We start from the raw sequence: 26,390 nt of genomic DNA on the forward strand, positions 1-26,390 counted from the left end.
AGGTGACGATCAAAGAGATCGCCACCTTAAAATACGAAATGTTAAGTCAATTAACCTGTACAGAATTAGAATGGAAGATCGTCATCCATATCATCAAATGAGTCATCCAATTCAGCTGACGGTGCAGTTGCTTTGTTTCCTCCACCTGAATTCTGTGAGGCATTTCCTCCGCCCTGATCTCCACGACTGTCAAGCATTTGCATATTGAATGCTTTGACTTCTGTGGTATATCGTTTTTGACCTTCTTTATCTTCCCACTCACGGGTCTCCAGTTTACCTTCAAAATAGACCAAAGATCCTTTTTTCAGGTACTGCTGGCAAATTTCTGCCAAACGGTTCCAAACTACAACACGATGCCACTCGGTTTTCTCCTGCAGCTCTCCGTTTCTGTCCTTATATCTGTCGGTGGTTGCCACACTCATATTTGCAACTGCAGCATTTGACTGTGTGTAACGTACATCAGGATCTGCTCCCAATCTTCCGATTATCATTACTTTATTTAATGAACTCATAATTAATTGTCTTTTTTGTTAACGTTCTATCTATAAGAACAGAAATTTTTGTTTCCCTTACAGAATTTTTTCAAAAAGTTTATCGAAGAGCACTTTCCAGCTCAAGAGACGCGTCACTTCCTTCATCTCTATATTTAATAATTACAGGGCAGTACGCAGACAACTCCTGCCTTCTTGCCCACTCATTTTTAATTGGCCTCGAACCGGGTATCACAACGGCATTTTCAGGAATGGGTGCGCCTTTGCCAAGCATTACTTCATTAACACAGTCGTAAACCGGAACAGATTTAGAAAGAGTTACTCCCGGAGCCAAAACAGCACCTTTTTTAACCAAAATCCCTTCAACAATCACAGCCCCAGCCCCGATGAAACAGTCATCTTCAATTACAACAGGGCTCAAGCCAACCGGTTCGAGCACACCGCCAATTTGCACTCCGGCAGAAAGGTGAACGTTCTTTCCAATTTGAGCACAAGAACCCACCAAGGCGTGGCTATCAATCATAGTGCCTTCATCAACGTACGCACCGATATTTATATATGCAGGCGGCATGATTATCACTCCTTTGGCAACATAAGCACCTCTCCTTACTGAGGATCCGCCCGGAACCAATCGCACACCCTCTTCAGCATCAAACATGCGCGGAGGAATATTATGCTTATCTACAAAACCGTCGTATATGCCGGCATAATTTACATTATTTCCCTTTTTAAAAGCAGCTAATATTGCTTCCTTAACTTCAATATTTGCACTCCAGGTTTCACCTTCTTTTTCGGCGGCACGAACCGTTCCTTCTTCGAGCTGATCTAAAGTTTCTTCCCAATTCATCTTATTTATTTATTTTTTTATACCAGTTCATAATTTCTGTATCCGACGTTTTTAGTCGTTTGTAGTGTTGAAAATCGTTAGCAGTAAGTGGTAATCGAAGTTCGGGACTTTCAATAATTCCCTTCTCATAGAGCAGAACTTTAGCCGGAATTGGATTCGGAGCAGAAAATAGCATCTCAACCGCATGTTTCCAGACAAGAAAAAGTGACTCAGTATTTCCTGACAAACAGTATTCAACAAACTTTGCTGTCTCCTTTGGCCACACGTTAGACGCAACAGAGACCAATCCTGATGCCCCGGCTACCGACAAAAACGGCATTAATCCGTCATCTCCACTGAACATTGGAATATCGGGCACCATTTCCCGAAAAGACTGAAAATCCGCCAGGTTACCACTCGCTTCTTTGATTGACCAAAAATTAGGATGCCCAGACAATTCACCCATCACGTTAGGAGGTATTTCAACTCCGGTTCGTGACGGTATGTTATAAATCATACACTGTTTTTCAGCTATATCCATCAACTCCCTGAACCAGATTTTTTGTCCTTCCGGGCCGGGTTTAGCATACAGTGGGGATACGATCAGAAAAGCATCCACTTTGTCGTTGCAATACTTTATCCAATCCTTCTGTTTACTGATCTGAAATCCGCCCACACCAGCCATAATAGGCACATGTAAATCCAATTCTTTTGCAAATCTTACAATCTCTTTTTGTTCCTCATCATCAAGAGCCAATCCTTCGCCGGTGCTACCAATTAAAAGAACACCGTTTCCGGCCTCTTCCTGTCTTCTGATAAGCTTTTCAAGATCCTCAAAATGAACCTCACCCGACTCTTTCATCGGTGTAATGAGTGCTGTCCAAAGCGTAGTATTTTTCATAATAATTCTGAAAATGCCTGATCAAAAATTGATGCGAAAGTATACACACCCGATTCAATTTGCGGATTCTTCATCAAGTATTCCGCTGTCCAAATTGCACCTTCTGCAAAAAGCTTTCGGCTATGCGCTTCATGTTTCAGATAAATGGACTCGTTCCGGGTTTGAATATGGAGATTGTGAATTCCCTTTACATCTCCCTGTCTGTCGGACGATATGGAAGCCTCTCTTCCCAGCCAATCCTGCCAAGACAAGGCGGTTCCACTCGGCGCATCTTTTTTATGAACGTGATGCACTTCATGAATATGATATTCGGGATTTTGCATAAATGCACCGCCTTTACCAAAAATGTTTAATGCTTTCCGAATCAAATTCATCCCTAAACTGAAGTTGGAGCCGATTACCCATGTCGAATCAATATCTTTCACCCGGTTAGGTAACTCTTTTGGCCAAGTGTATCCGGTGGTTCCCCAAACAGCAGGTATCCCGGATTCCAAAACTACTTCACTAACATCATTTGCTGCCTCGCCGGGCACAAAGATGATTGCAATGTCGGTTTCTTTTAATTTTTCAGGAGTCAGATTACTATTCGAATCAAAACAGACAGCTTTATCACCTAATAGTTCAGCAACAGCACTTCCTGTTTTTCCGGTTCCAATAACGGATACTTTCATAACTTGTGATTAAATAAATCGTTGATGTAATTTTTGAACAACCTCATTCGAACTCTCCTGATGCACCAGAAAACAGAGATTGTGAGAACTTGCTCCATGGCATATTAAACGCACATTAATACCTTCCAAAGAGCTAAAAACCGGACCGCTGAGTCCCGAAGTAGTATGTAGGTTATTCCCAATTAATGCAATTATAGCCAGGTTATACTCTACCTCCACCTGACAAAAAGTTTTCAGTTCATGAATAACCTGTTCAGGTAGAAAATCTTTACCGGCTGTATTTGCATTTGTATCCAGCGTCAGGGAAACGCTTACCTCACTGGTCGTTACTAAATCCACACTAATTTTATGGTTTGACAGCACCTGAAAAAGACGAGCCAAAAATCCATGTCTGTGGAGCATATCCAGACTATGAACCGTTAAAAGAGTTTGATTTTTCCTCAAACTTATAGCCCGAATTGGCGGATTCTCTTTAGTCCTTTTCATGATCCATGTTCCCGGACGGTGCGGCTCAATACTCGATCCAACATACACGCGTATATTTTTCCTGATAGCAGGCACCATCGTAGCCGGATGTAGAACTTTAGCTCCAAAAACAGACAGCTCTGCCGCTTCATCAAAACTAATTTCTGTGATTGGTTTTGCCTCTTTTACAATTCTCGGATCTGTTGTATACACAGCAGTTACATCTGTCCAGATTTCTAAAACATCTGCATTCACAGCTTCCGCAAATAGAGCCGCTGAATAGTCACTTCCGCCACGACCAAGGGTCGTTGTAACACCGCTGCCAGACCTTCCTATAAATCCCTGCGTGACAAAACATCGATTTTTCAGATGCGACAAAATTCGCTCTGATGCACGTTTTTCAATTTGGGAAATTTCCGGATCTGCTGATCCATGATTTTGATCAGTAATAATAATTTCACGCGCATCCAGCCACTCCACTTTTTCACCCATCAATTCTTTTAAAACGGACGAAAATAGGACCGAGGATAATAATTCCCCAAAAGAGAGTAACTCATCACTAAACTGTAGCGTGACAGGTTTTGATGATAATGCCTTCTCTTCCATCAAATCGAGTAAGGCTTCAACTTTTGGGCGTACTTCTTGAGTCTTTTCAAGATCTTCACATATTTGAATATGTTTCTCACGGATTTGATCCACCAGTTTTTTCCTGATGTCTCTGTCTTGACTCTCAATTATTGAAGTAAGCAGATTTGTAGTTCCTGAAGTGGCACTGACAACAACAATTTTTTTATCAGAATCTGATTTAACAATGGAAGCACACCGTTTCATGGCTTCGTAGTTGGCCATGCTGGTACCGCCAAATTTGGCAACTTTAATCAAGTCGGGCATTTTTAAAATTCATTTTTTAACGGGGGCGAATATAGTGATTTACATTACCCAAATCACCAAAAGAGAGGAAATTCACTTTAAAATAACTACCTCTTTAACGAAATGTTTCTAAACTTAAGTTCGTTTGCACTAATAGCCAAGATGCAAAAACCTTCTATCACAATGTATAGATTTATAAAAAAGATTTTGTATTTTGTTCGACTAATCAGATGGCGGTGTTTTAAAATATCGCTCTTGGAACAAGAAGTTTAATTTAATCAACCGGGTGATTATTCATGCCAAGCGGAAAGAAAAGAAAAAGATCTAAAATTGCGAAACACAAACGGAAAAAGCGTCTGCGCAAAAACCGTCATAAGAAGAAAAAGTAAGTAAGCTAATCACTTACAGCAGAAATTCAGGGCACTCTTTGGGTGCCCTTTTTTTATTTTAAGCTGCTGCTACTGCCACACTTCTGTCTGCAATTTTAATAATCCGATTTGCTTTGTACAGAAGATGCGTCAACTTACGACTCACATATTCATTAACCTCATTCAAGCTTTCAAGGTCAGTCATCGTAAACTGAAAGTACGATATAAGATTGATTGCGGTGAGATATTTCCCGTGAGAATCACCGTCAATTTCAAGGTGCCAGCGTGTAATGATGTCGTCACTAATCAGAAGTTCATTAACTTCTCTACTCACACGATCCATCCACTCACTCGCTTTTTGGATACGATAATTTGTATCCCCATTGGTTTGATTCGGCTGACTCTTACGTTCATCGAAATGCCAAACCAATTCAACATCAATAGAGGGTGATATATTCACCTCTGTCAAATGTTTTTCTTTCAGCATCGGATGTTTATCCGTACCGTTCAGCTGATTCGCAAGATTTGCTTCGCGAAAGCTGTCCCAATCAAAATTAATATCAAGCTGTTTCAGATGGTTCGTAGAATCTTTCAGATCAATGACAATCTCCAGGCCTGCAGCATTTATTCTGGATTCTTCCCATGTTTTGAATTTTACGACGTTTATATTTCTCTTGTTCAGCAGGCTATTTATTTTGTTTACTACCGATTGAAAAATAGGATATTGCATATTTCTACTCGCACAGGTTTAGTCAACATTTTCTCTCACTCGAATGAATAACTTTTACGCTTTAATATATCTAACAGAAGAGTTAAAACCCAAATTTTTGGGTCGGGAATTTGAGTTCAGCTACTCTCCTCACAAAGATGTGTGGGAAGGTTATTTCAGTTCAGAAAATCAATCCGATCGATTAATATTTAGTTCTAATCCCTCAGAAACAGCATTTTTTTCTGATAAATACCGGGGAGCAAAAAAAGCCAACGTCACAGAATTTTTTGAGAGGCTAAAAAATCAGAAAATTTTAACGCTTAATTTGGCTGATGGGGATAGAATTCTCACCATCCATTTTGAAAACGATCTCAAATTGATTTTCCAGCTATTTGGCAACAAACCCAATGTCTTCTTAATTGATGATGGCATTATTGTTGAATCATTTAAAGGCAGTGATGGGATTCTCGGACAACCTGAACCAAAACCGCGCCCACCAAAAAAGAAAACCTTTCCGGATAAAGAGCTGTCTGCCAAACGAACCATACTCCATTTTTATCCCGCATTTCCACGCCATTTGGTTCAGCCCGTTATTGATCACTATGACCTTGATAATAAAGAGATGAATGAGGTTAAGAGTGTGGCAGATGAGATTGTTGATGCCATGTTAAACCGAGCAGAATTCAGAATATTGAAGGACGGCAATCTTTGTCTTATTCCTAATGACCTGCTGCCAATTGAAAATATTGAAACGTTTGATAATGTAAACGATGCCATCAGGTTTGCTTACTACAAAACATCCCGCGAACGAAGGCTCTCTTCCCGAATACAAACATTTAAGCCTAAGCTGGAGGAGACACTCAAACGTAATGAATCTACAATCGAACAGCTGGAGGATGCCGAGAAAGGATTTGAAAGAGCGGAAAAATATGAGGAGTTCGGTCACCTGCTGATGTCGCATGCCCATGAAAAAGTGGATGAGGGAACAGAATTCATTACTGTTCAAAATTTTTACGACGACAACGAACCCGTCGAAATTCCATTAAAACCGAATCTAAACATTGCAGAAAACGCACAGCGTTATTACGATAAATCAGCCAAAGCAATCCGAAGTGTTGAGGAATCTAAAAACAGGCTCAAAAAGCTGAAACAAGAGACCAAAAAGCTAAAATCGATCATCCGTTCATTCAATGAAATTGAAAAAATTTATGAGTTTGACGACTGGTATAAAGAGAACGAGGAGGAACTGAAAAAACTCGGAGTACTGTCTAAAGCCAAGCAAGTCACCTCACTTCCCTACAAGCGAACAACCGTTGATGGCTACGAGGTATGGATTGGTAAAAATGCGAAGAGCAACGATCGCCTAACTACGGATGCCCATAAAGAGGATATTTGGTTGCACGCACGCGGTGTAGGAGGTTCACATGTTGTGATTCGTATGAACAACCAGAAAGAGATGCCGCCTAAACATGTTATTTTAAAAGCCGCTTCCATTGCTGCATGGCATTCGAAAGCTAAGGGCAGTAAATTAGCTCCGGTAATCGTTACTAAGCGAAAATACGTTACAAAGCCTAAAGGTTCGGCAACCGGTGCAGTCAGGGTTCAGCGTGAGGATGTTGAAATGGTAAAACCACAAAAAGATTTTTAATGTTAGAAAACTTACTATCTCAACCACTTTTCCTATGTGGCATGATGGGATCAGGGAAATCTACGATTGGGAAAGCTCTTGCTCATAAACTTTCTGTGCCCTATCACGATCTTGACGATATTATTGAGCAGGAAAGCAGTTTAACTATTCCAGAGATATTTAACCAAAAAGGTGAAGATGCTTTTAGGCAGCTTGAACAAGAGCTTATTATTCGTATATCTCAAACCGCAGAAGGTATCTTCTCTCTTGGCGGAGGTGCTTTACAAAACCAGCAAGTTACGGATCACGTTAAATTACAGGGATGGCTTGTTTTTATAGAGTGTAGTGCAGATACACTCTATAGTCGATTAAAGAACAGTTCTGATCGTCCGATGATTGCGAACCTAAATGAACAGGAGCTGAAAAAGAAAATCCAATCCCTCCTGAATCAAAGACTACCCTACTATAAACAGGCACATTTCAGTATAAAAAATGACCAGGACAGTGTTGATGACACAATTAATGAGTTGATTAAAAAGTTAAAGTTCTATGAGCAAAAGTATTGAGGTTAAAACTTCACAAAAGAATTATACAGTATTAGTAGGAAGTGACATATTTGAGGATCAGATTAAAGAGGTCGCCGATTCCTTTAACGGTGATAATCTCTTTGTACTGGTTGATGAAAATGTAGAAAAATATCACTCAGACCTCATCAACAAATCCTTTGAAGAAACAGGTAAAAACTTCTTCCTGATGACTGTTCCCGAGGGTGAAAAAAGCAAATCTGTCTCTTTTTGGAACACCTGTATTGAATTCCTATTGGAGAATGGTGTTCGGCGGAACACACCCGTTTTTGTGATCGGCGGCGGTGTAACCGGAGATGTAGGTGGATTCGCGGCTGCTTCTGCCCTTCGTGGTGTGCCATTGATTCACGTCCCGACAACTGTATTAGCCATGGTAGACAGTTCCATTGGAGGAAAGACCGGTGTCAATCATTCAACCGGAAAAAATTTAATCGGGGCTTTCTACCAGCCATACAAAGTAATTGCTGATATCTCCTTCCTGAATACTCTTCCGCGAGATGAATGGACGAACGGACTCAGTGAAATATTGAAATATGGTGCCATTGAACAAGTTGATATTTTTGATAAGGCAGAAATTTTTCTCCAACATAAAATTGAAGAAATCAGCAAAGACAAGCTCATTGATTTGATCACGGACTGTATTCAGATCAAAGCTGATATTGTGGAAAAGGATGAATTTGAGGGGAATATCCGGGCCTATTTAAATTTTGGACATACATTTGCTCACGCACTCGAAAAGGAATGTAGTTATCAATCGATCAGCCATGGAGAAGCTGTATACTTAGGCATGTTGGCTGCTATTGAGCTTTCTAACCACTTTGGCGCAAAATTAAACCCTGATAAACTCCTTAAATTTCGGTCTTTATATCATTACAGAGTTTCAAAAGAAGAGTTATCTTTAGAAGATTTGACAGACCACATGAAATTCGACAAAAAACGTACCAGTCAGTACATTCGTTTCGTTTTACTTGATGAATGGCAGTCTCCCATTCTGAAGGAAGTCCGGTCAGACGATGTCATTCATCAAGCTTGGAAAGTCGCATTAGACGAACTTTGAATTTTACATTTAAACCCTAACTACCTCGTTGATTTATCGATGGATATATAACATTTGGAGATTTTTCTTAATCTCCGTTTCCATAGCTGCAGGGCTTATTCTCTCTCTTCTGTTAGTGGTTATTGGTGTAATTCAACTCCCTCAATCAAAAGATTATCTTAAAACTGAAATTGAAAACACCTTCAATGAACAGTTTGAGGGCACTCTCAATATAAGCTCCATTGATGGATTTTTGCCTTTCCAAATCAATTTTAGAGGAGGGCAATTTTTTGCAGCCGGAGATATTTCTCAACCTGCAATTTCTTTCGAAAACGCCAATGTAGCCGTTAACTGGTGGGACCTTCTTCAAAAAAACCTATCTATAGAGTCCTTTGAACTGCACGAACCTGCAATCCAAATTTCTCAAAATGATGATGGGTTGAATATCGCCCAAATATTTATTCAGCGGCCAAGGGATGAAGACCGGGAATCTGAGGATGATCAAGCGCCATTTTATGAAGATGTCAGGATTTTTGATGAGATAGATCTTTTCGCACCAAGACTTTCTATAATTAACGGGTCTCTTCTCACGTCAGCTGGTGTGGAAATTCCGGATGAATTACATCTGCCCACTCCGTTAAATATTCAGCATTTGAACACAGATCTTTTTCTTGAGATTACTGAATCGCAGCTATTTGCAGATATTTCAAATTTCAGTGCAGTATTGCCGGATACACCATATCAATGGGTTCGAATTGAAGGCCAGTTTTATAACAATGATCGCTTTTTTGAAGTAAATGGCTTGAATATCAGTACTGCTGAAAGTAATCTGGATCTTAGTTTTGAAGCACAGCCGGTTTCAATCTTCAGACAAAGCAGTACCATAGCTGACCAACTAAGAGATGCTGAGTATCAGATTACCGTAAACACAAGTACCTTTTCAAACGACTTTGCAACACTATTTGTCCCTCAGGTCCCGGATCTGGATGAAGATTTCAGTTTAGAACTTCAGGCAGAAGGTACCGCAGAAGAGCTATGGATAGATCGTTTTCAAGCCTCATTTGGTGAATCTGCTATCATCGCTACGGCAAACCTGAATAATATCTTATCATCGGAGCTCAGTTATGACGCACAAATTGAAAATATTGTGCTACAACCCGACCAGCTTCAATGGGTTTCTGACAACTACATAAATCAGTTTGATACACAACTTTACCAAAATGCCATCATACGAGGTGACATTTATGGGAATATGCAGGAAACCACTACAGACTTTTCCCTGGAAACCGAGGCCGGTTCAATGATGGTTGATCTGTTTTTAAATCACCGGGAAGATTCAGGTTATGAACTGCTCGCTGAACTCGATTCATTGAATATCTCCCCTATCCTTAAAGATTCCGTTTCAACATCTATGCTCAATGGCCGGATCGCCCTGTCGGGAAGTGGTTTTGATCAAAATGCCGCATTTACATCCTCAGCCGACCTTTCAGGAAGCGTATATAAGGACTATGATTTTCAACAAATTATGGGCGAGTTCGATTATGCCGACCGGCAACTTTCCTATTCGTTGCGAGCTGAAGATCAAAACGGCTCAATTGAGGTAAATGGCAAATATAATCCGACGGTTGAATATCCGAATTTCACTGCAGAAGGCAGTGTACAGAATCTGAATTTCGCAACCTATACCGACTACTTTCAAGATGGAGAATCGGATTTTAATGCTACTTTTTCGGCCAATGTGAGGGGTAATACACTCGATACTGTCCATGGCCGAATCAGTGTTGAGGTTGATGAATCCGTCATCGGTCCCGATACACTACGCGCTCATCAACTGTACGCAGATCTGAGTGCTCCCGATCAGCAGCCAAGAGTTCTTCGATTTACCAGTTCCTTTTTTGATGGTGAAATTGAGGGTACCATTGCCCCTTCCACCATCCGCAACCTGGGATTCTATTGGGGAAACTATTTGCAAGATCGTATTCGCCGGGAAGTCCTTTTTGATCGCGAGTTTACACTGGCAGATTTCAAACTTACTGACGGAGAGTTTGAATATCCCGAACTTGATCTATCCCTCCAGCTTTCTGTAAAAGATCTGAACCTGCTGCGGCACTATTTACCTGAACTGCCGGAAATGGAGAGTCGTGCTCGATTAACAGCATCGTTAAATGCATCCGAAGAAAATCTGTTGATGTCGGGAACACTTTTTGAAGAGAACTTCCAGGCCGGAGACATTTCAGCACAAAATCTTAATACATCGGTATCGGCTGAGTTTAATCATGGTGAATCTATCAGAGATTTTGGGAATTTGGACCTTCAGATCAATAGTGGAGAAGTAAACTGGGATGAGATGACCTTCTACGACAGTTATCTCAATTTTTCAATGCGGAATGACTCACTACAGCTTCAACAGCAGTTTGTTCTTGATGACAATCTTGAATTTCAATCTTCTCTAACCGGTGCACTGAGCGAGGGAATGTTTGAAGTGATTATTAATAATCTTCAAATTGGATCTCCTCAATATAATTGGCGTTCTGAAGGTGAGTCCCAGTTAATTTACACGGATGATAAAAAGCTCACATTTAATGATGTGCGGCTTACAAGTGATGAGGACCTCCTGGCTATTAACGGAGTATTCAGCGAGGCGTTTGAAGACTCTGTAGATTTTAAAATTGATAACTTTGATCTGTCCCGGATTTCTGATCTGATTGGCGGACGCATCACATTTTCAGGTATTTTGAACGGTGAATTTATTACCAGATCTCTGACCCAAATTCCCAGTATACAAGGCGAAATAAATGTTGATGAAGTTCGCGTCAACGAGCGTCTTATTGGAGACATGGAATTGATCAGTGAATTTAACTCCGAAGAAGAAAGATTCGATACAAGTGTTCGAGTCTCTACAGATCCTGATAAATATTCGAACTATTTAAGCCAGAATGATAATATTGGGCAAGATCTCAGGCTGGATGGATACTTTAGAGTTCCCAATGAGATGACATCTACCGACGAAGAACTTTACTATTTTGATGCCGACCTGAGGGAGATTGATCTCTGGATTTTAACTTTTATAGTCCCCAATATTATTGAAGAAATGGAAGGGGCAGCACAAGGAACAGGCTTTATATCCGGCACTCGTTCAGATTTTGATTTTAATTCAGACTTCAGTGTAGATGAAGCCGTTGGGACACCTTTTTTCACCAATGTTGAATATCAACTGGAAGGCGGTGTTAATTTCAACAAATCTGATGGACTTACTTTCAATGAAGTTCTCCTTACCGATCACAGAGGAGGAGAAGGTACATTAACGGGGACGGTGGATTTGAATGACTTTCAGCCGGGGACATTCATGGATTTGACAATTGATCTGAATAATCTGCAATTCATGAATAATCCTTATGATCCAGACATTCCTTTTTATGGTAGTTTATACGGAACCGGACAGGCTCAAATCAGCGGGTCAAATACGAGTCCCTTCTTACGCACAAATGGAACCGTTTCTCTTTCCTCAGATTCAAGAATTTCAATTCCCCTGGAAGAAGAAACCGAATTTGAACAAGACAGACGTTTTATACAGTTTGTAGATACGTTCGATCTTTCTGTTTTGGCCGAAAATATACGCAGACAGGCAGAGGAAGATGAAGAAAACGGATCTACTCCTGAAGAGCTTACTTTTGTGGAATTATTCACAATGGACGTTCAGTTCGAAGCCGATGACCCAATCAATGTGCAGCTTATTTTTGATCCCGTAACAAACGAAATTCTGAATGCAGATGGCACAGGCCAGGTCCGTATTCTGCTTCAGGATCAGGATGTGAGTATGTTTGGGAGATTCAATATTCAGAGCGGAGATTATCAATTTGTAAGTGGAGATATCTTTACGCGCCGTTTTACACTTCAGGAAGGTGGAGCTATCAGCTGGCAGGGAGATCTCGTTGATGCAGGACTGGACGTAACTGCTGTTTACCGTGCCCGGCCGGTCATTTCTACCCTGCTTTCTTCAAATGCAGCATCTTTTTCTCCGGAAAGCGGACAACGAATTCCAATAGAACTGGTTCTCCAAATTGGAGGTACAATTACTCAGGTTGAAAATGATTTCTTTTTCAGGGTGCCAACCGGTATCGAAGGAACCATGGACCCGACACTTTCTTCTCAGATCAACAATTTGAATCAGAATGAGGAAGAAAAATTAATACAGGCAACCAGTATACTGCTAAGTGGAAACTTTATTCCTTCAAGCCAGGCTCAGGGACTCAGTTTGGGTGAAGGATTTTCGGGTACAGCCGCTGTAGTAAATCCACTTTTATCCAGTCAGGTGATTAATCCGCTTCTCTCCAATCAAATAAACTCCCTTTTAAGAAGCGATATCACGTTTGATATTGACCTGAATTTAACGGCGTTCAATGAAGTGGACCTGGGTGTGGCTTTAAGACTGTTCGACGACCGGGTCGTGTTGCGACGTGAAGGACAAATTACCGGCGAACAGAGTGATATTGGTGATTTGGGTGCAACTTATCGAATTAATCGTACCTTCTCACTTACAGCGTTTCACCGACAGGACCCCACATTAAGCTACACAAGCAACGTTGACACACGTCAAACACAGGAAATGAATGGAGTCGGTTTAGAGGCACAAGTCCAATTCAATACGTGGCAACAGTTTAAGCATCGAATAACGAACGCTTTTAGGGGAATTTTCGGTTTAAATAAAAGGGATGAAGAATCAGAGTCTTCTGATGACAACGACGACAATTCAGTCGACGGAAATAATGAATGATAAAAATATAAAATGAGTAAAAAAGACAGATTAAGTTCTTTAGAAAAGAGAATCATAGAAATTTTAAAATCGTATCCGGATGCTTCTATTCCAATACCATTGCTGATGGATGCACTTTCACTTCCTAAAAAAGGTGAAAAGAAAATCAAGAAAGCTGTTAACCGGCTCAAACAGCTTGACCACGTGTTTGTTACCAAAGGAAATTTAGTCCGCTTAAATGAAGCCGTGGAAGATGACGATAACGTATACACTGGAATTCTGGACGTTACCAGCCACGGAGACGGTTATGTAGTTGTTGAGGGAAGAGATCAGGATATCAAAATATCCCAACGATTTATGAGCACCGCCCTGAATGGTGATACCGTAAAGGTAAAACTGACCGGCTACCATAAAAAGAGTAACAAACCGATGGGGAAAATTGAGGACGTGGTAAAACGTGCCGATTCCCTTATGGTGGGTACACTGAAAGAAGTTGCCAAGAATACTTTTTTAATAGAAACAGATCCTCAATCTTCCAGAATTAACTTTTTTGTTGATCCTAAGGATATGAATGGTGCCAATCCGGGCGATAAAGTAACGTTCAGGCTTATTCAGTGGGAAGATGTTCGTGGTTACCCGCAAGCTAAAATTCAACAATCCTTCGGGCCCGCCGGTAGTAATGAGGCGAATGTTCTTTCCATTTTAGCAGAAAAACAATTTGAATCATCATTCCCGCCGGAAGTTGAAAAATTTGCTGAAGAGATTCCCGATCGTATTACTGAAGATGAGATCAAACGCCGAAAGGATATGCGGGATGAAGTGGTTTTAACCATCGACCCTGCCGATGCGAAGGATTTTGACGATGGGCTGAGCATTCAAATTTTGAACAACGGAAACTACTATCTGGGGGTTCATATAGCTGATGTTACTCACTACATGCCTCGCAGTACTGTATTAGACGATGAAGCAATTGAAAGGGGAACGAGTGTTTATTTGGTAGACCGTGTAATCCCTATGCTGCCTGAATATCTGAGTAACGGCGTATGCAGCCTTCGTCCCCACGAAGATAAGCTTGCATTCAGCTGCTTCATGGAGATTGCTCCAAATGGCAAACTGATTGATTACTCGATAGAAGAGACAGTAATCCATTCCAAACAACGATTTGTTTATGAGGAAGTACAGGAAATTTTAGACGGTAAAGTTGACCACCAGTTTAAAAATGAACTGAAAATTCTGGAGAAACTCGCAAAAACCCTTCTCGACAAACGATTCAAACAGGGCTCCATAAACTTTGAGACACCCGAACCAAAATTTGTTCTGGACGACCAGGGTAAACCTGTTGATGTAATTGTGAAGGAGCGGATTTTTGCTCATCGCTTAATCGAGGAATGTATGCTGATGGCTAACAAAACCGTTGCCGTACATGTCGATACACTCCGCAAAAAAGTGAGAGGAAATAAGACAGCAAAGAGCGACCATCCGTTCTTGTATCGTGTTCACGGCGAACCGGATTTAGAAAAGCTCAATAATATCAAGGAAACTGCAAAACCTCTCGGTATTCACTTTGATCTGAAAGGTGGTATTTCAGCCAAAAATATAAATGACTTGTTAAAGCAGGTTGAAGACACCTCTCTGGAAAATATAATCAACGGGTTAATGCTGCGATCGATGGCAAAGGCAGAGTATTCACCAAAAAATATTGGACATTTCGGCCTTGGGTTTAAACACTACGCACACTTTACAAGCCCGATACGTCGTTATCCCGATGTAATCGTTCATCGACTTTTGAAACGCTACAGTTCGGGTGCAAGTGAATACACTTATGACCAACTTGTGGAGTTAGGCGAACATTGCAGTGAAAAAGAACGTTACGCCGTAGAAGCTGAACGAGATTCCGTAAAACTTAAACAAGTTGAGTTTCTGTCTGACAGATTAGGCGAAAGTTTTGAAGGAACAATCAGCGGTGTTACGGAGAATGGTTTATACGTTCAAATAAATGACATATACTGTGAAGGCATGGTACGCGTTAGCGATTTAAATGATGACTATTATGTTTATCATCCCAAAATGCACTGTCTGATTGGAAGATCTAAAGGTAAAAAGTATCGCCTCGGTGATACAATAAATGTAAAAGTTACCAAAACTGATCTCGAAAAAAGACAGATCGACCTTACCCTCAGCGGTAACTAATAAAAACAACTGTTACATATGCAGCTTAGATACAAAATCCTACTGGCTTTTCTGCTCACACTTTTTGTCGGCACAACAATTACAGAACAGCTTTTTGCCCAATATTTCTTTTTTGGCAAAAATCGTGTCCAGTACGACACTTTCGACTGGAGATTCATTGAGACTGATCATTTTGATATCTATTACTACGATTCGAAAAACTACCATCTGGCACAATTCACTGCCGAAACGGTAGAATCGTCTCTGAAGCAACTGAATCAGGATTTTGACGACCAGCTGACGGATCGCATCCCGGTCATCATATACGACTCTCACAGCGACTTCTCTCAGACCAATGTTGTACGTCTTCCTGTGGATGCGCAGGGAATTGGTGGTGTTACCGACAAATTTAAAAATCGGATGACTCAGCCGTTTATGGGCGACTATGCCGATTTTAGGCGCACACTTCAGCACGAACTGCTGCACGCTTATATCAATGATGTCTACTACGGTGGAAATGTTCAATCCATTATGAGAAACAATATTCAGCTACAGTTTCCTCTTTGGTTCGAAGAAGGGCTGGCTGAGTATTTGGCGCTTGGATGGGATACACAAACGGACATGTATATCAGGGATGCAATTTTAAATAATTACCTCCCGCCTATCCAGCAACTTGGAGGATTTTTTGCGTATCGAGGTGGACAGGCTTTTTGGTACTATATTGAAGATCAGTATGGACGACCTAAAATCACAGAAATTCTTCAGCGGATTAAATCAACCCGTAATATTCGGCAGTCGCTGGTACAATCCCTGGGACTGGAAATTGACGAACTCTCTGAGAGATGGCACGAGTATTGGAGACAGCGTTATTTTCCCGAAGTGGCTGAACGTCAATCTCTGAACAGTGTCGCAACTCAAATTACTACAAGAGCTCGATCCGGTTCTTACAATACAAGTCCGGCCATTTCGCCAAGAGGTGACAAAATTGCAATGATTTCCAATCGTCGGGGAATATTCGATGTAATTGTTGTGGATGCGAACAGTGGTGAAAGAATCAAGACCATTGTAAGCGGTGCGGATAACCCAATGTTTGAAGAGTTAAACATTTTAAATCCAAACCTCAGCTGGTCTCCGGATGGTACTAAAATCACCCTTTCAAGTAAATCTCAGGGATCTTACAACCTGGCAATTGTAGACTATGAAACACTGGATAGTGAAACAATCCGATTTCCAAGCGTTGATGCAATCAATTCTGTAGCATGGTCTCCTGACGGAAATAAAATTGCATTTGACGGGAATATTGGGCCCTATCAAAATATATTCGTTTACAATCTCCAAACCGGTGATTTTCAGACAATAACCAATGATGTGTTCAGCGATGTTGAACCCGCCTGGGGTCCCGACTCAGAAACAATTTATTTTGTATCCAATCGAGGTTCTGTTTTAGAACCACAAACGGCAAAAGCCGGTTTTTCAATTATGCAGGATAATTCATTTTATGAAACTGACCTGTACAGAATACAATTGGGAAATAACCAAATAGAGCGGCTTACAAATACACCTGATTGGTCAGAAAATCAGCCTACACTTACACAAGATGGCCGAATGCTCTTTGTATCTGATCAAAACGGTATCCCGAATATTTATGATTACGACCTGGATAGCCGCACAGTCTTTCCAATAACAGACCTGCAGTCGGGTGTGATGCAGATCTCAATATCCAATGACGGTACACGGCTTGCTTTTAACTCACTGAACAGTGGTTACCCGGACATATTTATGATTCGTTCTCCATTTGATAGAAGAATGAATCGGCAACTCACACCCAATACCTGGGCACAAGAACGAGCTGCAACAACTCCGGGCGAGCGCGTACCTGCCATTTCATATGCGCAGGAGATGATTCATAATCGGCCCAACGGCAATGTGGTTACAACCAGAGTACTTCAGGATGCCCCAATTACCGGCCACGAACGTATGATCGATAGCCGAAGAGATACGACTGAACAAGATACTACCCGGCAAACAGATTCAGACCGGATCGATTTCAGAAATTATCAATTTGGTGAAGCTGTTGTCCAGGATACTACCTTAGAGCTTCGGGACGATCCCCGAAAATTTGAACCGACTGCTAATACAACTGAAGAAGGTTTGTATCAGCCAAAAGAGTACCGTTTAAGTTTTACTCCCGATTTTAGCTATGCTGCCGGACAAATCAGTACTTATTATGGTACCTCAGCTTTTGCGTTTGTAACACTTACCGACCTTTTTGGTGATCATGAACTTTCATTTGGTTCAAATCTCGTATTTGACCTCCGAAATAGTGACTATACATTTCAGTACGGTTATCTGAAAAACCGAACCAATTTCTTTACCTCCTTTTTCCATCAATCCCGAAACTTTCAAACATTCAGCGGTGAACTTCTACGCTTCAGAACTTTCGGTGCTTCTGTAGATTTCCAATATCCTCTGAATCGCTATCAAAGAGTAGATTATGGTGTTTCCGGAATTGGTCTGGCAAGGGATTTCAGTTCTGTTAGCGGAGTGGGAAATCAAAATTTGAATAACGAACGAAGTTACTTTCTTTACCCTCAGGTAACTTTTACAGGAGATTATACAATACCCGGATTTATAACTCCCCGAGGAGGTAACCGATACTCCGTAAGATTATCGGCAAGTCCTCCACTCTCTTCAGAAACCCCACAGTTTGCCACACTTCTGGGTGATTATCGTCAGTACATAGATTTGGGCTCACAGTATTCTATTTCTCTTCGTGGAGCCGGTGCTGTTTCCTATGGACGTGATTCTCAAACTTTTTTCATGGGTGGTATGCTGGGCTGGATAAATCAGCGTTGGTCTGATGCTGAAATACCATTTGAAAGATTGGCAGACACCTTTTTCACACTACCGGCCACACCACTTAGAGGACACGAATTCAACACTATTTTTGGCGATAAATTCACCTTGATTAATGCTGAATTCAGATTCCCGCTGTTCGCAGCTGTATTACCCGGTCCTGTACCCATCCTGCCTCTTTGGAATATAACGGCCGTTGCCTTTGTGGACGCGGGTGCTGCCTGGGGATTTGAAGTACCATATTCACGATTCGTAGACCAGACTGGAGAACCCATCGTCTATTTCGAAAATTCTCCCGGCTTAGATTGGAAAGTGGGTACCAAACGAAATGAATTCATCAATCCTCAAACCGGGCTTTTAAGAGAAGGAGAGCCTCAGGAGGGTGATATACCGGCGAGTTTTGTTGACGGTGATATCCTCATTGGCGCCGGATTTGGATTGCGTACGATTTTACTCGGGCTGCCTTTCAGATATGATATTGGCTGGCCATATGAGAGTTCCGGTTTTGGCAGTAAACCGATTCATTACTTCTCTATTGGAATCGATTTTTAATCAGCCAAAAAAAAAAGCCTCTTTTTGTAAAGAGGCTTTTTTAATTTATTGAGCTAAATCTAATTTACTCTGCATCTTCACCTGAAAATGCATTGTAAACCATCAGGAGGTCTTCAGCCACCTCTTCCTTTGTTCGCCCTTCAATTCTATGGCGGGGAATCATGGCTTTAATTTCTCCATCCACAAAAAAGGCAAACGCCGGTGATGATGGTGGGTACTCACTAAAGTATTCTCTCGCACGAGCTGTCGCTTCTTTATCCTGACCGGCGAAAACTGTAACCATGTGATTGGGCTTATTTTCTGCTTTCTCTAATGAGAGTCCGACGGCCGGACGTGCATTACCCGCAGCACAGCCACAAACAGAGTTAATAACCATCAGCATGGTTCCCTGGTTATACTCCTTCATAATTCTGTCAACATCTTCGGGTGTTTTTAGTTCTTCTACACCTAAATCCGTAAGTTCTTCGCGCATCCACGAAGTATCAGGACCTACTCCAAATCCAAATTGCATAGTTGATTGATTTTTAAATGCTAAATTTTATTTGACCAAATATAACGATATTTCATTACAATATTTGAAGCCGGCAAAACGATTTAACTTTACACTTTGCCGACTATAATTGATCTCTTAATTTACTGAACGACAATTTATGAGAATCCGTTTTCAAAGTTTACTTTTTCTTCCATTTCTTTTTTTAGTTATTTCTTGCGGAAGTACAAAAGAATTCAGCCCGGCTCAACTCGATTCCACACTGACCATAGATGGAAACTTGTCTGATTGGAGCACTTCACAAACTCTGTTTGATGATCGTGAACAAGCCAATTACTACTCTGCCTACGATGATGACTTTCTCTATCTGTTTGTTGATGTGAGAAGTGCTCTAAAAGACGCATCCATCAGAAGGTCAGGTTTAATCGTTTACCTTAGTGATGATGAGTCGACCCGAAAAAGCATTGGCGTCAGTTTCCCGCCCGGCACCTTCAATATGTTGAGAGAATTTCCCGGTGCATTTGATTCATTTACACGTGAAGGCGATTGGCTAAATAAGCCGGAAAATCAGGAGCTGATGGAAAATTTAAATGAGGAACTTTTTGAAAGAGTAATGATCGTTCAGAGATCTGGTGGTGAGGGAGATGCATCCTATGGTTTTGTTGATGTATCTCAGCTCGAAGTTGATGGAATGGAAATTGCAATAAATACGGATAGCCGAACCATAGGACTTGAGATGAAAATACCCAGAGACGGTTCCTCCATATATGGGTTTAGCGGAAATAGCGTTTGGCTTGGATTTGCTATTGAACCACCCGATTTCCGGATTCAAGAAGATAGTGAGTATTCAGCTGCATCATCCCAAAGAGATCGATATGGAAACCGCCAACAACCTCGCCAAAGAACACGCCCTAATATTGCAAGAAGTTTAGGGGAAATGGAAAGGTGGCACATTGTCGAGTTTGATGACTGACGTTTTTTTTAATTTGAGTACCCGATTTATTTCCGAGAATAAAATCCTGGTATTATGAAATTCATCTACATCACAATAATCTCTATACTGATATTCTCCGGTTGTTCACTTTTTGGAAATGATGATGAACCCGCTGAGATTCTGTTTACAGTACAAAACTTTTCCTCAGATGAATTATCCATTACAACAACAGGTACTAAGAACGGGCTGAACCTTTCTGAAAGTGATTTTACAGGTAACAATAGTGAAGGCTTAGGATCAACAAATAGCTTCAGTACTGATAATGATGGATTGATGACTGTGTCATTCACCTTTATAAATGAAAACAACATACTGTCTGAAGGAGAGTTTGAAATAGATCTGAGAGAAGATTGGCAGTGGAGTGTAAACTTTCAAATCGGCACTGCTGATTACAATCCACTTGATACCTGCTTTGGATGCCAATTTTACGAAAGTTTTGAATTGAATCCCGAATCACTCAACAGTTCTGAAAGTGAAGCAGATTCTCTTTATGTCATACTAGGTGGAAATTTTATCAGTGAACCTGTGGTCTATTGATCTATTCAACTTCAACTGCGGAATCACCTTGAAACAAAAAAGGCGTCTGAAAACAGACGCCTTTTTTATTGTTAAGTTTTAAGATGACTTATTTAGCATCTTGATAATTCTTCTCGACCTGATCCCAGTTAACTACATTCCAGAATGCATCCAGATAGTCAGGTCGTCGGTTTTGATAATTCAGATAGTAAGCGTGCTCCCAAACATCTACTCCCAAAATTGGAGTTAGTCCACTCATGTAAGGGCTGTCCTGGTTGGCTGTTGACTGAACAACCAGTTCGCCTGAATCATCAACACATAACCAACCCCAGCCGGATCCAAACTGAGAGGCAGCTGTAGAAGAGAATTCTTCTTTGAATTTATCAAAGCTTCCAAACTTTTTATCGATTGCTTTAGCAACATCTCCGGTTGGATTTCCACCACCGTTGGGTGACATGACCTTCCAAAAAAGATTGTGGTTGGCATATCCGCCGCCACTGTTAATTACTGCTTGTTTCTTATCTGCCGGAACTTCGTCAATTCGTCTCAGCACTTCTTCAATTTCAAGATCAGCAAAATCATGACCTTCGAGAGCAGCATTCAATTTATTTGTATACCCCTGGTGATGCTTACCATGGTGAATTTTCATTGTTTGTTCATCGATATGCGGCTCAAGCGCATCGTAATCATAGGGTAGATCGGGTAGTTCGAATGACATAAAATATCTCTGTTTAAATTAAAGTTCTTATTTTTGATAACATGCTCCATCGCATAGTGTTATCGTTCTATATGTAAGAATAAAAAATTAAAGAGGTAAAACGTTCCAACAAAATTTAAATCTTATTTGGTATTTTGTTTGATGTTGGGAGCCTTAGATAGCTAACTTCAGTCTTATTGCAGTTTTAAATAACCAAATAGTTCTTATGAGTTTTGATTACGATGTGATTATAATCGGCAGTGGTCCGGCAGGATTTTCATGTGCCATGCAAAGTACCAAGTTCGACAAAAAAGTATTAATCGTAGAGGCCGATGATAACCATCTTGGTGGCACTTGGTTGAATAAGGGAACCGTACCCAGTAAAGCACTTCGTGAAGCTGCAGACTTAATTCAGGATTTTCACACTCAGTTCGGTGATGAAAAAGGCCGTAAGCCATTTGAGCGATTCAGAATGGAAGACCTTCTCAGTTATAAAAAGAGTGCACTTGATAGTAAAAACAGAAAGGTAAAGACCGATTTAATTAAAAATGAGGTGGAAACAGCTCGTGGTTGGGGAGAAATTGTAGATGAGCACACCGTTACGGTAAAAGACAGCCTTAATAAAACAACAACGTATACAACTGAAAACATTTTAATTGCGACCGGGAGCAGACCTGAAGAGCCTAAAAACTTCAACATTGACCATAGCAGTGTTTTAGACTATAACTCTATACTGAATATTACCCACATTCCCAGACGATTGGTCATTGTTGGCAGTGGCGTCATCTCTTTTGAGTATGCTACAATTTTTGCTTCATTGGGAACTCGCATCACGATTCTTAATGACTCCGATGAATTTCTTCCATTTTTAGACCACGAAATAAGAGATGATGTGTTCAAGGTTTTAAAAAAGAAAGGCATCATTATTCACACCCTATCGAAGGTAAAAGAAGTAAAACCCAATCCACTTCGAACGTGTATGGAAGTAGTTTTCCGAAGTGAACTGGAAGACCGGCTTCAGGTTTTAGAATCTGATCATATTCTGTATGTAGGCGGTAAAATCCCAAATACAGATAATCTTTTTGATTCAACTCTGAATATCGATTTGAATGATGAAGGATATATAAACACCGACCATCACTATCGTACCGCAGTTAAAAATATCTATGCTGCCGGTGATGTTACCGGAGATCCGACTTCAGCCTCAGCATCTTTTGTTCAGGGAAGGTTAGCCGCTTGCAGTATGTTTGATATTCCATCAGAATCACCAACCGGTGATATTCCCTATGGAATTTACTCTATTCCTGAAATTTCCGGAATTGGACTTACGGAAGAGCAGGCTCATGATATGGGAATAGATGTGACTGTGGGTCGAGCTTACTACAAAAACCTGACCTATGCAGATATCAATCACAGGACAGACGGTATGCTGAAACTGGTTTTTAAAACCGACGATCTGAAATTGTTGGGTGTTCACATTTTTGGCGACCATGCCACAGACCTGATTCATTTAGGGCAAAGCATCATGGCACAGGATGGAACGATAAAATATTTTATTGAGCACGTTCTTAACTATCCAACCTACTCAGAAGCTTATCGAGTAGCGGCTTTCAATGGAGTGAACAGAGTGTATAAGGCGGGTGTGAAATACAAAAATATTTTAAACAATAAGTCTTAAGTACTTCCAAAAAACCGCTGTGGTGTTATCACAGCGGTTTTAATTTATCTACACAAAATGGATAGCTTTCTTCAATCCTTTTGAATCAACGGGAGGGTCATTGGGAATGGTTTTAATTCCCTTTTCAACAGAATGCTTGGATGCCAAAGCTAATGCCATGGAGTCTACAATATCATCCTCTTCAACCTGATTTCTTCGGTACTCCTCTTTGATATCCCGGAAAAAATCATCTGCAATTTCTTCATGATTTACGATTAGGCTCAACCGGTGTCTTAACCCTTTTTTCGTATTCTTTTTCTGATAGATCATGCCACCGTTTAGATTCATAAAAATCAGCTCAGGATGGCTTTCCAATACGCTTTCTCTCAAATCCTCGTGTTCAGATAAAATCTGATCCAGTATTCTGATTTTAGGTGTAATATTCCAGGCTTGTACCGTGAGCTTCTTTTCTGTGTAATCGTAACTCTGCATATTCGCTTCCACATAAGAAGGTGCATGCAAAGCCGGGCGAATCGGAGGACTAAATACGCTTGAAGCATATTCCGCACCCAGTTTTTCTCTCAGTTTACGGTCACATTCCCGGGTATACACTTCATCTTCAAGGCCGATCGGCATATCAATGAAAACTCGATCAAATTCAAGGAGAGCATCCTTAAAGTCATCGTTATTCTCTAAAATTCTGTACTCAGGATTCTCATCAAAAGTGATCAGGATCCACCCTGCCTTGCAACCGTCAATTCCTGCTGTTTTCAAATCAGTTTCTTTTAATTATTTGCTGTTTTTCGAAGAGAAATATGGAGTTCCTTCAACTGCTCCTCACTCACTTCACTCGGGCTGCTATCCATCGGGCTTTGAGCTTTCTGATTTTTAGGAAATGCTATTACATCCCTTAAACTTCCGGCACCGGACATTAACATAACAATCCGATCCAAGCCTAACGCAATACCACCATGTGGTGGAGCACCATATTTAAAAGCATCCAATAAGAAGCCAAACTTCTCTTCTGCTTCTTCTTCATCGATGCCTAATAACGAAAACATCTGCTGCTGTAGTTCCGGAGTATGAATTCGAATAGATCCACCTCCTATTTCGTTTCCATTTAAAACCAGATCGTAAGCTCTTGCTTTCACCGATTTCGGGTCCGATTCAAGTTTATCCAAATCCTCTTCTTTTGGTGAGGTAAATGGATGATGAAGTGCATGGTAGCGTAAATCCTCTTTCGACCACTCAACCAGAGGAAAATCCGTTACCCATAAAAACTTAGTCTGATCTCTATCGATCAGATCAAATTGATTACCGATAATAAGTCGCAGGCCACCCATCTGTTTGTAGACGTCAGGTGTAGGACCGGCTAAAATCAAAACAAGGTCACCCTCTTTAGCTCCGGAAGTTTCAGCCATATTTTTCATTGTTTCATCATCCAGAAACTTTCCGACGCTACAGGTTATTTCGCCTTCATTCAGTTTCATAAAGATCATTCCGGCTGCACCCGTTTCAGAAGTCACTTTGTCGGTCAGGCGATCTAATGCTCCTCTTCCCATGCTTCCCTCTCCCGGTACCGTGATTGATAACACACGACCACCTTTATCCACTGTAGAGTTAAAAATCTTAAACCCCGATTCAGCTACATCATCAGAAATATCATGGATCTCTACATCAAAACGAAGATCAGGTTTATCTGAACCATAGGTCTTCATTGCATCATCATAAGACATTCTTGGAAATGGAGTCTTTAACTCTACTCCAAGATGATCCTTCCAGATATTGGCCATCAATGCTTCATGTTCCGTGTAAATTACCTCTTCATCAACAAAAGACATCTCGACATCCACCTGTGTGAATTCAGGCTGACGATCTGCCCTTAGGTCTTCATCGCGGAAGCACTTCACAATTTGGAAATATCGATCAAAACCGGAAACCATAAGCAACTGCTTATACGTTTGAGGGCTTTGAGGCAGAGCAAAGAATTTACCGGCATTTACCCGGCTTGGAACCAGGTAATCTCGAGCCCCTTCAGGAGTGGATTTCATTAAAACCGGAGTCTCAACTTCTGTGAATTTTCTGTCGTGATAAAAATTCCGAATCGTATGATAGACTTCAGAGCGTAGAATCAGATTTTTCTGAAGTTCTGCTCTCCTTAAGTCCAAATAACGGTACTTGAGACGAGTCTCTTCATTGGTTTTCAGATCATCCTTAATTTCAAACGGAGGAGTTTGAGCTTTTGAGTAGACTTTTAACTCACTCACTTCAACCTCTAATTCACCCGTTTTCATGTCGGGATTAACCGTCTCATCACTTCTATTAATAACTTTCCCTCTCACGCCGATGACATATTCAGACCGCAAATCTTCTGCCATAGAATGCAGTGCACTGTTCGTTTCATCAAACACGATTTGAGTAATCCCATACCGATCTCTCAGGTCGATAAAAATCAATCCTCCTAAATCCCGGCGTTTTGAAACCCATCCATTTAAAACTACTTCTTTTCCTTTATTTTCAATTGTAAGTTCACCACAGGTATGGGTTCGTAACCAACTCATAAATTTCTTTGATTTAATCTGTTTAAAATCGTTTTCTAATTAAGTCTGCTAAAATAAACAATATTGTAACCATTCGCTTATACACTGACGGAAGTTTTTTATGGCTTATATCTTAATCCTCAATCTCTTTTCCTCCTTTTTCCTGTGCGGATTAATATGGACTGTGCAGTTGGTGCATTATCCCTTGTTTAGCTTTTTAGATCCCGAACGTTTTACAGAAGCATCGGCATTTCACAGGCAAAAGATTTCATACATTGTAGTGCCGGTTATGTTGACTGAGTTATTTACCTCAATCTGGTTATCCCTTTTTTCTACGTCACACATGTTCATTCATATTTCCGGCCTTATCGCAGTATTGTTGATTTGGAGCATCACATTCTTACTGCAGGTTCCACTGCACGCCTACCTTTCAGATCACTACGATAAAAAATTGATTCAAAGGCTGGTTCGCTCCAATTGGTGGAGGACCCTTCTTTGGTCTGTAAAATCTGGATTGGGTATTTGGTTATTAAGCCAATATCTAATTTAATTAACAGTTATCACTATAAAAGAGTAATTAGTTAGAAACCAATAATTTTCTATTTAATATTCTTTACT

Annotated in this window: 19 protein-coding genes; 9 read left to right on the top strand and 10 right to left on the bottom strand. The window is 40.7% G+C overall.

The window, feature by feature from the left end:
* Window positions 1-65: 65 nt before the first annotated feature.
* From CWD77_RS07395 to CWD77_RS07420, 6 genes are all read right to left on the bottom strand, one after another.
* Complete coding sequence (locus CWD77_RS07395) at window positions 66-512, bottom strand: single-stranded DNA-binding protein (protein WP_101072832.1); 447 nt, start codon at window positions 510-512, stop codon at window positions 66-68.
* 79 nt (window positions 513-591) lie between these two features.
* Window positions 592-1,338, bottom strand: a complete 747-nt coding sequence (locus CWD77_RS07400; protein ID WP_101072833.1) for a 2,3,4,5-tetrahydropyridine-2,6-dicarboxylate N-succinyltransferase — start codon at window positions 1,336-1,338, stop codon at window positions 592-594.
* A 1-nt stretch (window position 1,339) separates the two neighbouring features.
* Entirely contained in the window at window positions 1,340-2,218 is an 879-nt protein-coding gene (dapA, locus tag CWD77_RS07405; RefSeq protein ID WP_101072834.1) for a 4-hydroxy-tetrahydrodipicolinate synthase, read from the bottom strand.
* The gene (locus CWD77_RS07410; protein WP_101072835.1) at window positions 2,215-2,889 is read right to left on the bottom strand and encodes a dihydrodipicolinate reductase C-terminal domain-containing protein; all 675 of its coding nucleotides are present in this window, start codon (window positions 2,887-2,889) and stop codon (window positions 2,215-2,217) included. Before CWD77_RS07410 ends, dapA begins: the two co-directional genes overlap by 4 nt.
* A 9-nt stretch (window positions 2,890-2,898) precedes the next feature.
* Entirely contained in the window at window positions 2,899-4,245 is a 1,347-nt protein-coding gene (gene lysC / locus CWD77_RS07415; protein WP_101072836.1) for a lysine-sensitive aspartokinase 3, read from the bottom strand.
* Window positions 4,246-4,671: 426 nt separating this feature from the next.
* A complete protein-coding gene (locus CWD77_RS07420) occupies window positions 4,672-5,322 on the bottom strand; it encodes a hypothetical protein (RefSeq protein ID WP_101072837.1) in 651 nt (216 codons plus the stop codon).
* Between the two features lie 43 nt (window positions 5,323-5,365).
* On the opposite strand from CWD77_RS07420, the gene CWD77_RS07425 reads away from it, so the two are divergent.
* Genes CWD77_RS07425 through CWD77_RS07450 form a run of 6 tightly spaced genes read left to right on the top strand, consistent with a single transcriptional unit; the run spans window position 5,366 to window position 18,878 of the window.
* Window positions 5,366-6,949, top strand: a complete 1,584-nt coding sequence (locus CWD77_RS07425; protein ID WP_101072838.1) for an NFACT RNA binding domain-containing protein — start codon at window positions 5,366-5,368, stop codon at window positions 6,947-6,949.
* Complete coding sequence (locus CWD77_RS07430; protein ID WP_101072839.1) at window positions 6,949-7,494, top strand: shikimate kinase; 546 nt, start codon at window positions 6,949-6,951, stop codon at window positions 7,492-7,494. The genes CWD77_RS07425 and CWD77_RS07430 overlap by 1 nt, the downstream gene beginning before the upstream one ends.
* Window positions 7,478-8,569, top strand: a complete 1,092-nt coding sequence (gene aroB / locus CWD77_RS07435; protein ID WP_101072840.1) for a 3-dehydroquinate synthase — start codon at window positions 7,478-7,480, stop codon at window positions 8,567-8,569. The genes CWD77_RS07430 and aroB overlap by 17 nt, the downstream gene beginning before the upstream one ends.
* Before the next feature lie 28 nt (window positions 8,570-8,597).
* Window positions 8,598-13,322 (top strand): translocation/assembly module TamB domain-containing protein, encoded by a 4,725-nt coding sequence (locus CWD77_RS07440; RefSeq protein WP_101072841.1) that lies wholly within the window; start codon window positions 8,598-8,600, stop codon window positions 13,320-13,322.
* A gap of 12 nt (window positions 13,323-13,334) precedes the next feature.
* On the top strand, window positions 13,335-15,491 hold the full coding sequence (rnr, locus tag CWD77_RS07445) for a ribonuclease R (protein ID WP_101072842.1): 2,157 nt from the start codon (window positions 13,335-13,337) through the stop codon (window positions 15,489-15,491).
* Window positions 15,492-15,509: 18 nt separating this feature from the next.
* The gene (locus CWD77_RS07450) at window positions 15,510-18,878 is read left to right on the top strand and encodes a PD40 domain-containing protein (RefSeq protein WP_101072843.1); all 3,369 of its coding nucleotides are present in this window, start codon (window positions 15,510-15,512) and stop codon (window positions 18,876-18,878) included.
* A gap of 64 nt (window positions 18,879-18,942) precedes the next feature.
* Here CWD77_RS07450 and CWD77_RS07455 read toward each other — a convergent pair whose 3' ends face one another.
* Window positions 18,943-19,389: a BrxA/BrxB family bacilliredoxin gene (locus CWD77_RS07455; protein ID WP_101072844.1), complete on the bottom strand. Its 447-nt coding sequence runs from the start codon at window positions 19,387-19,389 to the stop codon at window positions 18,943-18,945.
* A gap of 139 nt (window positions 19,390-19,528) precedes the next feature.
* Between CWD77_RS07455 and CWD77_RS07460 the strand changes: the two genes are divergently transcribed.
* Both CWD77_RS07460 and CWD77_RS07465 read left to right on the top strand, forming a co-directional pair.
* Window positions 19,529-20,341, top strand: coding sequence for a hypothetical protein (locus tag CWD77_RS07460; protein WP_101072845.1), 813 nt, complete (start codon window positions 19,529-19,531; stop codon window positions 20,339-20,341).
* A gap of 54 nt (window positions 20,342-20,395) precedes the next feature.
* Window positions 20,396-20,899 carry a hypothetical protein gene (locus CWD77_RS07465; RefSeq protein ID WP_101072846.1) on the top strand — a complete coding sequence of 168 codons (504 nt, stop codon included), beginning with the start codon at window positions 20,396-20,398 and terminating at the stop codon, window positions 20,897-20,899.
* 88 nt (window positions 20,900-20,987) lie between these two features.
* On the opposite strand, the gene CWD77_RS07470 is transcribed toward CWD77_RS07465, so the two are convergent.
* Window positions 20,988-21,596: a superoxide dismutase gene (locus CWD77_RS07470; protein ID WP_101072847.1), complete on the bottom strand. Its 609-nt coding sequence runs from the start codon at window positions 21,594-21,596 to the stop codon at window positions 20,988-20,990.
* 205 nt (window positions 21,597-21,801) lie between these two features.
* Between CWD77_RS07470 and sthA the strand changes: the two genes are divergently transcribed.
* A complete protein-coding gene (sthA, locus tag CWD77_RS07475) occupies window positions 21,802-23,253 on the top strand; it encodes a Si-specific NAD(P)(+) transhydrogenase (RefSeq protein WP_101072848.1) in 1,452 nt (483 codons plus the stop codon).
* 48 nt (window positions 23,254-23,301) lie between these two features.
* Here sthA and CWD77_RS07480 read toward each other — a convergent pair whose 3' ends face one another.
* Window positions 23,302-24,006, bottom strand: a complete 705-nt coding sequence (locus CWD77_RS07480; RefSeq protein WP_101072849.1) for a DUF429 domain-containing protein — start codon at window positions 24,004-24,006, stop codon at window positions 23,302-23,304.
* A gap of 11 nt (window positions 24,007-24,017) precedes the next feature.
* The gene (gene aspS / locus CWD77_RS07485; protein ID WP_101072850.1) at window positions 24,018-25,793 is read right to left on the bottom strand and encodes an aspartate--tRNA ligase; all 1,776 of its coding nucleotides are present in this window, start codon (window positions 25,791-25,793) and stop codon (window positions 24,018-24,020) included.
* Window positions 25,794-26,390 lie beyond the last annotated feature (597 nt).

This window comes from Rhodohalobacter barkolensis (assembly GCF_002834295.1).
GTDB classification, from domain to species: domain Bacteria; phylum Bacteroidota; class Rhodothermia; order Balneolales; family Balneolaceae; genus Rhodohalobacter; species Rhodohalobacter barkolensis.